Below are 13,291 nucleotides of genomic sequence, written 5' to 3'. Positions count from 1 at the left end.
TTCAACCTAAAAAATCTGTTCGTCGTCTGCGTCAATGAACAGGTCGAAGCTGTCGCGTTGTTCATTGATCATTAAGTGAAAGTGAATCGGGTTACAGCATGCCGGGCAGTCATCGTAATATTCGTGACTGCCATTCGAGGCATCCAATGTGATGGCAATAGAGTGCCCACAATGCGGGCACTTCACTAACTTTTCCATTAAATCATCCATGTAGTTACGGCTCCTACTCAATCAAAACGCTCACTTTTAGTGTATATCGAATTCGAGACTGACGAGCATAAATTAACATCGATGCTTATCAAACCAGGTGATCACTAGGCACTTAATAAGCCAGAATCTCATCAATCATCTTTTGGCACTGTTCCAAGTAATGCCCACCGAAATGATTGTAATGATTAAGAATATGATAAAGGTTATAAATGTCTTTACGTTGAGGGTAATCATTGGGCAGGGGAGCAATACTTTCATAACCCTGATAAAATTCAGGCTGAAAGCCACCAAACAGCTCAGTCATTGCGATATCACACTCGCGATCGCCCCAGTAACAGGCAGGGTCATAACACATCGGACCCACAGCACATACCGCACTATTCCCATGCCACAAATCACCATGAAGCAGAGCAGGGCGCGGTGTGTGGTTACTCAGTAAGTCTTGTATTAAGTGAGTAAACTCTGCGATGTTAACTAACTCGATGCCTTTTTCTCGCATGAGCTGCAATTGCCAACCGATGCGCTGTTCGGCAAAGAATCGTGACCACTTTTTATCCCACTTATTGGGTTGAAGCATTACACCAATATAGTTGTCGTCATCTAGGCCATACTCTTTTTGATCGCCCCATGTATGAAGTTTCGCCAATTGTTCGCCAAACTTATAGCTATTGGCGGCATCATCTAAAGGCGTTGTGGGAAGGTAGTTAAGCACTAAAAAGGCGTGATCTTTCGTGTACCCCAAATGAACAAGTTCAGGGACAAATACCGTGTTGGTTTGGCGAAGTAGCGCGATGTTTTCGGCTTCGAGTTCAAAGTTGTGCAGGCAGTCTCGGCTGTTTACTTTGATAAAATAGCGCTGACGAGTATCACTGATCATGTAACACTCGCTGATATCGCCACCATGAATTTTCTGTTTTTCGATAATTTGATAATCAAAAAGCAGTGTCTCAGAGAGTTGCTGCGAAATCGCTTGCCACATAGTTACTCCTGCGAAGAATATCTTCTGGGTTAGAGTGTAGAACAGTTTATCAACAATTACCGTTTAGAGTTTAGTGCCGTTCAAACTTCTAGTAAAAACTCAGTTAAACTCGATGCGAGAGACGCTATGCTGTCATCAGTGGAAACTATTTTACCGCAGGACATCTGGCAAGCTGAATTGAGGGCAATGTAGAAAATATTGCTCAGAAGTCACCGAATGTTATGAAATTTATTTTTAATCAATTAGTATTAGAACAGGATTATAAACGACCTTATCAATAGATGGAGAGAAAGTGTGGTTGTAGAGACCGATGGTTATCTTGCATTAATCGAACACTTAGCGTTCAACTTAGAGATATTTGCTTCTGATGATGGCGATATTGGTAAAGAGAGCGTAGAAGATGTAGTAACCGACATGGTGGCTAGTAACATCATGGCAATTTTTGAACAAAATCCTGAGTTGCACTCTAGTGTTCGTTTTCAGCTATTGAAAGAAGCAGATATGGTTGTTGAGGATTTAGGCGAAGTCCTAGCTGGCGTGTGGGGTAAACCTGCAACAAATGGACAAATTTTGTTTCTTGATGAATACATCGCCTTAGTAAAAAACTTATTCGATTCTGCAGTAGCAACCTACGACTAACGGTTTAATGCGTGCTGGGCGGTGTTAATACTCGTCGAAATTGCCAAAACGTAGAAGCCCAATAGGGGTTGTCGAGGCGAGAGATAATAACGCCTTTAGACTGCGAGGCGTGCATAAACTGTTTATTTCCTAGATACACGCCAACGTGGCGTGAACTTCTCGACGGTTTAAAAAAGACCAAATCTCCGGGCTGCGCCTGACTAAAGTCTAACTGCTTACCTACCTGAACTTGAGAATAGGTGGTTCTTGGTAACTGGGTTTGTGTCGCGTCACGAAACGCGATTTGAACAAATGCTGAGCAATCGACGCCACTTTTTGTCGTACCACCAAACTGATACGGCGCCCCTTCCCAGCGATTAAAAACATGCAGAAATGAGTTGAGAATTTTCTCACGCTGTCCTTGGCTTGCAGACTCCGTTGTTGATGGACGTGTGGGTTGTTTTACTGCAGGTTTAAAGTCGCTGACTTCAGGTTGGCTGGCACATCCGCTCAGCAAAGCCAAACCAACAAACGGCAAAACGGCAGCTTTTATCAATCGATGAAATGACATATTACTGAAATAGTTTCTCCATAAACTCATAACCAATAAACTTTGGATTGAGCTTTTGTTGTTATGAGTCTGAAAAACCACACCAAATGGAATTTATCACTACTGCAAACCATCAGTGTGTTATTTATCACCATTACCATATTTGTCGCGTTGTTGTCAGTAACGAGCGTTAAGAGCGTCAGCCGTATTGAAGGTGAGTTCTCATTTTTATCGAAAAACGCTTTGCCTCTAGCACTGCGTAATGCTGATTTAACACAAACTGTTTTGCAACTGGTTAAGCAGCTAAATTACGGCTCCCAAGTGGCATCCGAGCAGCAACTGAAATCCATTCAAACCAGTGTCGATGACCTTCAACAAAGAATTGATGCTCAAAGCCAGCAGGTTTTTGAGATCTCAGACGCTCATCAAGGCACAGTGACCGATGAGCAGCAACAAGCTTTAAAAACCAGAATTCAGCAGCTTTTTAACATTACCGACTCAATTTTGTCAGCGCAAAGTCGATTGCTGGATATGCAAACGACAATCGATGAGCAAGTTCAGAGTTTTCGCTACGGTATCAGTTCGATTGGACCTGAAATGACACGTATTAGTTCCTTTTTGTCCAATGAGGACCCTCAGTCTATCGATGCTGCCAACCGCTTTTCAGCGGGTGCGACATCGATGGAAAGCACTTTTCTAATGATGTTGATGCAAACGGATATCATAAAGGCTGAGCAACAATACAAAGAGCTTAAAACACGTCTGTCTGGCATTGAGTTGGCGTATGATGATTACGCGCAACTTCATACGGATATCAATGACTTCGCTAGCTTAACGGCGCCCTATGAAATGGTAATGTCAGGGTTTTCTGAAAATGGTGTTTTAAAGCAGATAATGACCAAGTTAACTCTAGTTCAACAGCAAAAATTGGAACTTGAACAAGCGGTTAAACTTGCCAATCAAACCATAGAAACGCTCAGCGAGATTTCAAGCACAGCTAATCAAATGATTGTGACAAGCCAAAATGTGGTTGAAAACACCATGCTCACTATTCGCAGTGTGCTGATGATAAGTGGCGGCGTTTTGGTTGTCTTAATTGTCGCCGCTTGGTTATTATTACGCCGCTGGATTAATCGTGGACTGGTCACCATTCGCGACTACCTGCAAAGCTTGGTTGGCAATGATTTTACGCACCAACCGCATTACGCTGGGCCAAAAGAGTTGCGATTAATTACTCAGCAACTGGGCGAACTCGGACGTTCTATCGCTGACTCTTTACGTATTGTTACTACCCATTCTAATCATCTTTATCAAAGTGCCGAAGTTAGTCATCAAGCTGCTGAACGTAGCAACCTCGCATTAGACAATCAAAATCAATCTCTGGCGAACATGGTATCAACGGTCACCGAATTAGAAGCGTCTATTCGCGAAATTTCATCGGTGACCAATGATTGTCATCACGTTGCTCAGCGGGCTGTTAGTCACACCCAATCAGGGGCGCAAGCGGTTCAAGATAGCCACCAACGCATGCGTGACTTAGAACTGTCTATGAATAGCAATGAACACGCCATGACAGAGTTGGATGAGCGCGTAAAACAAATTGGTGGTATGGTCGATATGATTTCCGGTATTGCCGAAAATACCAATTTGCTCGCGTTAAACGCCGCCATTGAAGCGGCTAGGGCGGGAGAGCAAGGACGAGGATTTGCCGTCGTTGCCGATGAAGTGAGAAAATTAGCACAAGATACATCACAGCAAACCAATAGTATTCGAACCCGTATGAATGAATTGATTGCCTCAGCCCATCGTTCACGCTCATCAGTGCAAAGCTCTCGCGAAGAGATGCGTTACGTCCAGCAGTCCAGTGAGTCGATGCAACAGGCGTTTGAGCAAATCCGATCATCCGTTGATCAAATTCGTGCTCGAGTCGAACAAATTACTGTTGCCACAGAGCAGCAAGAGAGAGCGACGGCAGACGTCAGCGGTTCTATCACTCATATATCAGAGCAAAGCGATAACACTAAATTGCAACTTGATGCAATGGTAGAAAGTGCGCAGCAGGTAGCAAGTAGCGCTGGCCATCAGCAGAGCATGCTGAATAAGTATCGCTTGGGTTAATGGTTATCATTTGGGACGTCTAAATGGTTGCGTTAACATGTAATCAACCCGCTGCTCGCGTGGAACACGAAATATAGGAAGGCCAATTTGCATATCCTGATGGCCACATTTTGGCTGAGCGACATAGGTGTGAAAAAACCTATCCCAAATCGACAAGCAAAAGCCGAAATTAGAGTGAGTTTCCTGAGGTCGTGTGGAGTGATGAACACGATGCATGTCTGGGGTGACAATATACCTGCGCAGCGCAGCGTCCCATGAATTCGATAAGCGCCCATTACTGTGGTTAAACATCGCGCTGGCATTGAGTAGGGTTTCAAATACGATCACTCCCCAAACCGAAACGCCTAATACTGCCACGAGGGTTATTTTATAAAAAAGTGACAGTACAATTTCCAATACATGAAAACGTACGCCAGTCGTGACGTCGATATCTTGATCGGCATGATGAACGCGATGCAGACGCCATAACCAGGGCACAAAGTGAAATAGAACGTGCTGTCCATATATCGCGAGGTCGAGTATCACCACAGCAATAAATATATTCAACCACAGGGGTAAGCCCAGCCAGTGCATGAGACCAAGATTAGATCGCTCAATCAACATAGCAACATCCACGGCAACCAAAGGCATAAGCAGCATGACGCTCAGCGTATTGAACCCAACCAATCCTAAGTTATTCGTCCAACGTAACCAGCGCGTCAGTGAAAGCGCTCGCCGCGGAGCATAAAACTCCCACATCGCACAGACGATGAAGACACCGACAAACATGAACAACCGCAAAACACTTGATTCGGCCACGCTTTATTCCTAACCCTCAGTTGCAACTATGCCAACTGTAAGTACAATCGTCCGCGATTTCCACTAATTCGCCAATGTGATGAGAACCCATAACTTCCACCGCTTGTATCAACAGCGTCTGTCTCAATCAACGAAACCCTTTAACGCACGAGGGGGCAAGGTCATGCGTTGCTCTGCCTGCCAAATAGTACAGCAACACTGTATTTGTCAATGGCAGCCCGACATTGAAACTGACTTTGCGGTACTGCTGATTTTATCTGATAACGAAATTCTAAAACCGAGCAACACCGGGCGACTGATTGCTGATACTGTTTCTGAAACTTACGCGTTTCAATGGCATCGCACCGAACCAAATTCGCAAATGTTAGCACTCCTTGAGGACCCACGTTTTGAGCCGATGGTAGTCTTTCCCGAAGAATACGTTGATCAGCCAGAACGGCTTTTGTCTCTGACAAACTATACAAAAAGCAATAAAACCCCACTGCTTATTTTTATCGATGGCAGTTGGCGCGAAGCGAAGCGCATTTTCCGCCGCTCTGAGTATTTACATTCCTTACCGGTCATTTCTGTTGAGCCGACAGTGGTCTCTCAGTATTTAATGCGCAAAGCAAGTAAAGACAATCATTTGTCGACTGCTGAGGTGGCTTCTATTGTTATCCGCGAATTAGGTGATGATTTTACGTCGAAAACCCTGTCTTTGTGGTTTGATGTATTTCGTGAGTCCTATATGCTCAGTAAAACGCGAATCAAAAGTAATATTGAGCTGCGTGATAGTTGCTTAGATAGCTATAAAAAGCATGTAAAAATGCAAGGCTAAAACGAGAAATGAGTCGAACAAATCATAATTGGTGACCTATTGCTGTTTATAACCTCATCAACTAGGAAATAAATTCGCTTTTGGTCACGGTATGTAGGCGTAGCTCTAGTAGATAATGCGTTCAATTTGTTGATTTTTACTTTTATTGAAACATGATTTTCTGGGAGAGCATGCATGTATTACGGCTTTGATGTAGGTGGCACAAAAATCGAATTTGGTGCATTTAACGCGCAATTAGAGCGTGTTGCAACCGAACGAGTTCCTACGCCAACCGAAGATTATGAAAAGTTAGTGACGACCTTATCTGAACTGGTAAAAAAATACGATCAGCAGTTTGCGACAAAAGGCACCGTTGGTCTGGGTCTACCAGGTATGGAGGATGCGGATACCGGCAAAGTTCTTACGGTAAATGTTCCAGCAGCAAAAGGAAAACCTTTAAAATCTGATCTTGAAGCTTTGATTGATCGCCCCGTCAAGATTGAAAATGATGCCAACTGTTTTGCGCTTTCCGAAGCCTGGGATGAAAGTCTGCAATCGTCACCATCGGTACTGGGATTGATTCTAGGAACTGGATTCGGTGGCGGGTTGGTGATCGGCGGTGAAGTATTTTCTGGACGTAACAACGTCGCGGGTGAATTAGGTCACCAACGTTTACCTATTGATGCTTGGTTCTTGTTGGGGGATAGCGGACAAGCGCCTTTGTTTTCATGTGGCTGTGATAAACAGGGGTGTTTAGATAATTACTTATCGGGAAGGGGGTTTGAACAGCTTTATCAACACTATTATCAAACACCCAAAAAAGCCATCGATATCATCGCTGACTACCAACAAGGTGAAAATAATGCGCTCGAGTTTGTCGATAAATTCATGGAGCTTCTCGCGACGTGTTTAGGCAGTATGCTGACGGCGATCGACCCACATGTTGTTGTGCTTGGTGGTGGGCTGTCTAACTTTGATTTAATTTATGAAGAGCTACCAAAGAGGTTGCCTAAGTACCTATTATCCGTTGCGAAAGCACCAAAATTCGTCAAAGCAAAACATGGCGATTCAGGTGGTGTACGCGGCGCGGCATTTTTGAATATCCACCAAGGCTAAGCGCTGTATTTTACCGTAATGCAGAAAGGAAAAGGCTCGCTAGATGCGAGCCTTTTCGATGTGAGTTACGGCTTCTTTTGTCCAATACCAATATTGTCTTTGGGTTTTAGCGTGATTTTTCCAAAACCGAGCTTAGCAAAGTGGTTGTCACGATAATTCCGTACTGCTTTGGTGTCAGATACCGCTTCGATTTGCTGCTCCATCTTCAAATAGTTTGAAATATCAATTCCTTCGGCGTCAGCCACCGCTTCATGGATTGAGTGAAATTGCTGATATGAGAAGGTTAATGTTTTTTCTTCACCTTTGTACTCATAAATAATCGTACGCGCCATGGCTATTCTCTACGTTTAAAAGGCGGATAAAAATCGCCGGACTAAAATTTGGCTAGATTCTGCCTTGTAGAGGGATGATTGTCACGTGTTCTCCGCGATTGATTTGCTCTATATGCTCTGGTATTTCAATCAGGCAGTTAGCTTGGCTTAAGGCATACAGCGCTCGAGTATCTTGTGATAATACCTGTTCAACCTCAAGTTCGCCGTTATTTGTTAGCCGATATACCGCGCCTACAAATTCAGTGACACCGAGTTTTGATTTAAGTCGCTGCAGAGTAAATGCACGGGTTTTCAGTGGTATCCAATCCACTTCCCCCTGCATCTTTCGAATCGCAGGTTCAACGAATTGGAGAAAACCAACAGTAGCAGCAACAGGGTTACCTGGTAGACCAAAGAAGGGGCGAGCGCCAATGTGGCCAAAAGCCATTGGCCGGCCTGGATGCATGTTGATTCGCCAAAAATCAATATGGCCGACCTCTAACTGCTCCAGTGCACTTTTTACGTAATCGGCTTCACCGAATGAAACGCCACCTGAACCAAGTAGAACATCGCATTGCACAGCAGCGCTGGTTAATGCCTCTCCAATTTCCGTAGGGTCGTCAGGTAAAACACCTAAATCATCAACCAAACAGCCCAAACGTTGCAAATTGTCTAACAGTACATAGCGATTGGCGTCATAAATGGCGGCGGAGCGCAGGGGCAAACCGGGTGACTGAACTTCATCACCTGTAGAAAATACGCCAACTCGAAGCGAGCGATAGACTTCACACTCTGTGATCCCTAAAGAAGCAAGAAGGCCGATGTGCGTTGAGGTTAGCCGTTGTCCCGATTCATACACCAGCTGGCCACATTGTAGCTCTTCTCCACGATAACGGATGTTTTGCCCAGGTGTAACAGCGTCGAGATTAATAGTGACGCCGTCACTTGTGCTTTGCACGTCCTCAAGAGCAATCACACAATCCGCGCCATCTGGCATCGGTGCACCGGTCATTATTTTAACCGCTTCACCAAGCTGTAAAGTACGTTCCATTTTATTGCCCGCGAACAGATGTTCAAAAACTCGAAACTGAGAGTTTTCTGCGCTCTGATAACTAATCGCATAACCATCAATCGCGGCTTGAGTATAGTGGGGGCTGGCTATGGGAGAGCTAATATTACGAGAGATTATTCGATTATCAATTTCATGAAGCTGGCTGACTTCAGTGGCTTTCATTGTTGTTATGCGCTCAAGAATGGTGTTTACCCCTTGGATAACGGAAAGCCCTTGTATGGCTTGTTCTTGCGCGTTACGCGTGGAATTAAGCTGATTCACATATCGCAACACATACTGTGCGATTGAAGGCAAATCATTAATATCAAGAATCGGAAGTGTGGTTGAAATAGGTTTCTGATCGCAGGCGATGGCAATGATATTGTCATCATAAGGATGAAGCCAAGGTTTGCCGACGGCGTCGCGATGCAGTTCAATTTTATCAAAAGCGATATTTTTACATCCTTCCACCAAGATTAGGTCGAGTTGATGGTGATCAAATCGACTCAGTAAATCGTCAAAGTCCGCTTCGCGCTCTGGTGTTTCAGTCATCATCACATGGCGTTGATGTGATGCAACGAGCATCTGAGTTGCGCCAGCTTTACGCAGTCGATAACTGTCTTTACCCGGTTTGTCGACGTCAAACTCATGGTGAGCATGCTTTAGTACACCAAGCCGTAAACCCTGTTGTGTCAACAAAGGAATCAGCGCTTCGAGCAATGTGGTTTTACCCGTTCCAGAATACGCAGCGAAACCCAATACGGGGATAGGGTAATTATTCATTTTTGTTTTGTCCTAATTCGGTCAATTGTTGCGGTGTATTCAAATTGATAAACGCATTGGGAGAATCACTAAAGTCGACGTACTCAGTGTTTACTTTTTGATGGAAGCGTTGCATTTTTCTTTCGCCACTGGCTAAAAATGCCTCTAAGTTTGGTAAGGTACGGCGATGCATGAGTGTAAAAACAGGTTGTGGATATTGACCGTCGTGCGCCACTACTAAATCGGTAGCCGCTGTTACACTGGCACATAATCGAGACACAAGATCTTCTGGTAGATATGGGCTATCACACGGAACAAAGCCAATCCATTGTTTGCTAAGCTGACTCAATGCTGCGTGAATCCCCCCTAAAGGACCTGCATAGTTCGCCAGTGAATCACAAAATACCGGCGCATAACGCTGATAGTGTTCTTGGTGGCGGTTGGCATTGATGTAGATATCGTGATGCTGTAACGACAGGCGTGTCATAACATGCTCGATAAGCGGTTTACCGTTAAACTCTATAAGCCCCTTGTCTTGTCCACCCATTCGAGTCGCTTGCCCGCCCGACAAAATGACCCAAGATGTAGTTTGTGTATCAATCATTTATCGCTCTCATCGCATTATCATGGCTCATGATTGTTCAGACTATCATGAGAATCGCGAATTGAGTTTGCGCTGACCCCTTTTTTTCGAGCGATTGACTAAGGTTTACTCAATCGAACCTTGTTGATAGAGCGCAATTCGAGGTGGCTTGATGTCATGTTTTCGAAACTCACTCATCACGCGCAGTGTTATATCGGTTTCAAACAGTTTCTCATACACCGTATCCACAACGTATGCTTTACACGTTAATTGTATCGCCAGATAGTTATCTGCCATTGTTTGTTTGACCAGCACGGTGACAGGCTTAGGAAGGTGCACGTAACGACTAGATGAAGCCGCTTCTTGAATTAAGTCTCGCGCTAATGTGATGTCTTCATCAAGACCGACGAAAAACGGAATGACAACTTGCATGTCCAAGGCGCCATAATTACCACTGACGGTAACTTCATTTAGAAACTTGTTGTTTGGAATAGTAATAATATCGTCAGTTAACGTCCGCATGCGCACCGAGCGCAAACCAATTGCCGTAATATCGCCGTAGTTGCCTTCAAAGGTCACGCGGTCACCAACCTGAAAAGGGCGGTCAACCATCACCGTCATCCCTGCAATAAATGAGGCCGCTAAATCTTTCAACGCAAAGCCGACCGACACCGCAAGGGTACCGCCAATCAATGCCAGTATTTGATCATTAATTCGAAAGCTCAGCATAAAGACCAGAATCCCGGCGGACATATAGATAAAAAACTGCAAAAACGATTGCAGCTTCTGTAGCAACATTCGGTATTGAACAAATTGACCGCCGATGTTGTCAACAAGAGAAGCAATGAATTTAAGCAGTAACCAGGTGCCAGCAACGATTAACATCGAAAACAGCACGCCGCTCCAACGTATCAAACTGGCAATTTGTTGAAGGTTTGTCACGCTAGCGAGATCATCTTCCGCCACAACGCTGCAAGAAATAGATGTAAAAAAAATCAAAACAATCAATCGAAACATAATTACTTCACCAGCAAATGTTGACGGTCTAATACATTTGTAATGTGTCGAAACCAATGGTCGGAAATGCGCGCTTTTTCTTCGCTCCACTCAATAAATCCGCGGCTTTGAAAGTAGCGTAAGGTACCTAGAACTTCTGCAATGCTAAGTTGAGTACATTGCGAAACCTCTTCCGGAGAAGAGACTTCGAGTTGGACGACGGATCTTAGTACGGCCAACATCGGTTTGGGCATTTTTTCCAGTTCCTGAGATTGGGGCGCATTAAATAGCCGCACATAAGCTTGCTCATGATGCTTATCGATACGCAGAGATAATCGGAAAAAACGAAGTGCTATCGTTGGGTTACCATCGGAGTAATGCCAAAGAATCCGAAAAAAGCCCTGCATTGCTCGCTCTTCCTCTGATATGTCGTCTTGATCCCATTGTTTCGGAACAGTCAAGCCATCAAACGACAGTGATTTTTGCCCCTGGTGATTGATTCGCGTAGACAGTAATTCCGCCATTTGCTTCTCATTCCACCGCGGAAGAAAAGCGACGAAATCAAATAACAGTCGCTCACCACGCGCGCGGTCGATAAAGTTCCAACTGGCTTTTTCAATAGCGAATAGGACACGATGATGTCCATGTGTTCGGCGAAGTAAGTTAGTGAGATGGATCAGATGTTTTAACCCGCCCACCATCGGCTTTACTAAGCGCTGCGCATTATCAATGGTGATAAAATAATTATTTTCAGATTGGCGAAGATGAGTGAGTAGCTGAACTTCACTGGTATCGTCAGCGAGCCCAAAAGCTTGGTTTAGCGATCTGAGTAATGCTGAATAGCCATCATATGGGCAGTTAACATAAATTGCGGTTGCATTCTTGACTCGGCTTTGTAATTGATTAATCACCGTGGTTGAGCCTATACCTCTTTCCCCTGAAACCACACACATTGACGGGCTATCTGATAGCAAATATCGCCCGAGTTGTTCGATCTCTTGGGTCGCGTAATCGATAAGTTCACTGCTATCGCTGCCGGGTAAGACATAATCGTAGGCTGCATCGCCTTTGATTGCCGTGAGGTGGTTTTCTGTATGATTGTCTCCAGAACTTTTAGAGACTTCGATACGAAACAGATACGCTAATGCCTGGCTAAAGAATTGATAATTTGACAATTGCGTCATGACTCGTAGTTTTAGCCGGTGTGTTATTAACCATACAATGGCGATTGCCGTAGCGAGAATACGTATAACCCATGTATTTTGGTGTCGAACAGCCCAGTTAACCCAGGCAGGTCTGTCACTAATAGATTCGACTTCACAAAAGGTTTTTTTACGCCATAGGTTCAAAGCACTAATGGTGACGACAATAAACCAGAAATAGAGAGCACTCGTGATCCAATAATAAATTGTGGTTTTACCAAGGGTGCGCATGGATATTTGTAAAATAACCCCAGCAAAAATGATGCTCCAGACATAACGCCGAATGGTTTTAAGGCGCAGCACCAAGGTTTCTTTCTGTGACGACCGGCTATTACGAGCTGCAAACTCAAGAAGGAAGCTGATGGCGATAGAACCACCCAGTACCCACCAAGTTAATATTTCCAAATAGATAAGATGCTGGAGGCTTGGAATGGTGGAAAGGACCCGCAGTGACAAAGTGATGGCGATAAGCCAAGCAATGGCGCGGTTGGCTTGGCTTAAATACCAAATGCACCGAACCCAAAACGCGGGTTGTGTTTTATTTTCAATATAGGTGCGATGAAAAAGCGTGATCAAACGTTTGCTGTTCGTTAGCCACCAGATCAAGACACAGTAAATCAGTAGCACCTTTATGCCAGCCCAAATGACGGGTATCGGAGAAATCATCAAATCACGCACCAGAGCTTGAAAGCTGCGCAACTGAAAATAGAGGAGATACTCCGCATTCAGCAGTGTGAGATTCCATTCAAGCTTAAACTGAGTGACGCCATAGGGACCAAACCCAGTGAGCCTCTCTCGCGTATGAGTATCAGCCAATTCAATTAACCGTTCTTTGCTCGCCCCTAGGCTATTAAGCGTTAGATAATTGGCTTGCGCGGCGCGCCAATTTTTATCACTGCGGGTATGTCGATAACGATTAAGGCTCGCTTGAAAGTGGGCGAGCTGCTCAACTTGCTGGTTAAGTGTCGCGATCAAAAGCGGCCTTATATGTTGCTGAGCTTCAGTATCAATGAACAAGGAATCAGGAAGCGCCGCCACTTTACTTTGTATCTCTAGAGACTCAGAAGTGATGTTAGGCTCCGGTTGCAACTCAGATTGCCAACTCGCGAAACACACGCAAGGGAGTAGAGAAATAATTAAAATGAGACGAATCAACATACGCATTGGAACCACTGATAACTCTTTGATTTATATTTTTAAG

The 13,291-nt window shown here is 44.5% G+C and carries 13 protein-coding genes; 4 read left to right on the top strand and 9 right to left on the bottom strand.

Annotation, left to right across the window (positions count from 1 at the left end; translation table 11 throughout):
• Window positions 1-6: 6 nt before the first annotated feature.
• Together M1D72_RS14710 and M1D72_RS14705 are read right to left on the bottom strand one after the other, a co-directional pair.
• A complete protein-coding gene (locus M1D72_RS14710) occupies window positions 7-210 on the bottom strand; it encodes a CPXCG motif-containing cysteine-rich protein (RefSeq protein WP_456295654.1) in 204 nt (67 codons plus the stop codon).
• Between the two features lie 112 nt (window positions 211-322).
• Window positions 323-1,189, bottom strand: a complete 867-nt coding sequence (locus M1D72_RS14705; RefSeq protein WP_456295653.1) for a fructosamine kinase family protein — start codon at window positions 1,187-1,189, stop codon at window positions 323-325.
• Window positions 1,190-1,483: 294 nt separating this feature from the next.
• Here M1D72_RS14705 and M1D72_RS14700 point away from each other — a divergent pair, with 294 nt between their 5' ends.
• Entirely contained in the window at window positions 1,484-1,828 is a 345-nt protein-coding gene (locus M1D72_RS14700) for a DUF3802 family protein (protein ID WP_390189893.1), read from the top strand.
• A 4-nt stretch (window positions 1,829-1,832) separates the two neighbouring features.
• On the opposite strand, the gene M1D72_RS14695 is transcribed toward M1D72_RS14700, so the two are convergent.
• Entirely contained in the window at window positions 1,833-2,378 is a 546-nt protein-coding gene (locus M1D72_RS14695) for an NlpC/P60 family protein (protein ID WP_456297402.1), read from the bottom strand.
• Between the two features lie 63 nt (window positions 2,379-2,441).
• Between M1D72_RS14695 and M1D72_RS14690 the strand changes: the two genes are divergently transcribed.
• Window positions 2,442-4,475 (top strand): methyl-accepting chemotaxis protein, encoded by a 2,034-nt coding sequence (locus M1D72_RS14690; protein WP_456295652.1) that lies wholly within the window; start codon window positions 2,442-2,444, stop codon window positions 4,473-4,475.
• A gap of 6 nt (window positions 4,476-4,481) precedes the next feature.
• Here M1D72_RS14690 and M1D72_RS14685 read toward each other — a convergent pair whose 3' ends face one another.
• A complete protein-coding gene (locus M1D72_RS14685; RefSeq protein ID WP_456297401.1) occupies window positions 4,482-5,243 on the bottom strand; it encodes a sterol desaturase family protein in 762 nt (253 codons plus the stop codon).
• Window positions 5,244-5,352: 109 nt separating this feature from the next.
• Between M1D72_RS14685 and M1D72_RS14680 the strand changes: the two genes are divergently transcribed.
• Together M1D72_RS14680 and nagK are read left to right on the top strand one after the other, a co-directional pair.
• On the top strand, window positions 5,353-6,090 hold the full coding sequence (locus M1D72_RS14680; protein WP_390189897.1) for a tRNA-uridine aminocarboxypropyltransferase: 738 nt from the start codon (window positions 5,353-5,355) through the stop codon (window positions 6,088-6,090).
• 174 nt (window positions 6,091-6,264) lie between these two features.
• On the top strand, window positions 6,265-7,185 hold the full coding sequence (gene nagK / locus M1D72_RS14675; RefSeq protein WP_456295651.1) for an N-acetylglucosamine kinase: 921 nt from the start codon (window positions 6,265-6,267) through the stop codon (window positions 7,183-7,185).
• A gap of 65 nt (window positions 7,186-7,250) precedes the next feature.
• Here the strand turns inward: nagK and M1D72_RS14670 are convergent, their stop codons facing one another.
• The 5 genes from M1D72_RS14670 to M1D72_RS14650 all read right to left on the bottom strand — a co-directional run bounded on the left by M1D72_RS14670 (window position 7,251) and on the right by M1D72_RS14650 (window position 13,254).
• A complete protein-coding gene (locus M1D72_RS14670) occupies window positions 7,251-7,517 on the bottom strand; it encodes a DUF2960 domain-containing protein (protein WP_456295650.1) in 267 nt (88 codons plus the stop codon).
• 52 nt (window positions 7,518-7,569) lie between these two features.
• A complete protein-coding gene (locus M1D72_RS14665; protein WP_456295649.1) occupies window positions 7,570-9,330 on the bottom strand; it encodes a bifunctional molybdopterin-guanine dinucleotide biosynthesis adaptor protein MobB/molybdopterin molybdotransferase MoeA in 1,761 nt (586 codons plus the stop codon).
• A complete protein-coding gene (gene mobA / locus M1D72_RS14660; RefSeq protein WP_456295648.1) occupies window positions 9,323-9,913 on the bottom strand; it encodes a molybdenum cofactor guanylyltransferase MobA in 591 nt (196 codons plus the stop codon). Before mobA ends, M1D72_RS14665 begins: the two co-directional genes overlap by 8 nt.
• A 105-nt stretch (window positions 9,914-10,018) precedes the next feature.
• Window positions 10,019-10,909, bottom strand: a complete 891-nt coding sequence (locus M1D72_RS14655; RefSeq protein ID WP_456295647.1) for a mechanosensitive ion channel family protein — start codon at window positions 10,907-10,909, stop codon at window positions 10,019-10,021.
• A gap of 2 nt (window positions 10,910-10,911) precedes the next feature.
• A complete protein-coding gene (locus M1D72_RS14650; RefSeq protein WP_456297400.1) occupies window positions 10,912-13,254 on the bottom strand; it encodes an ATP-binding protein in 2,343 nt (780 codons plus the stop codon).
• Window positions 13,255-13,291: the final 37 nt, after the last annotated feature.

This window comes from Vibrio sp. AK197, assembly GCF_053903115.1.
This window is presented reverse-complemented; position numbering and strand designations above follow the sequence as displayed.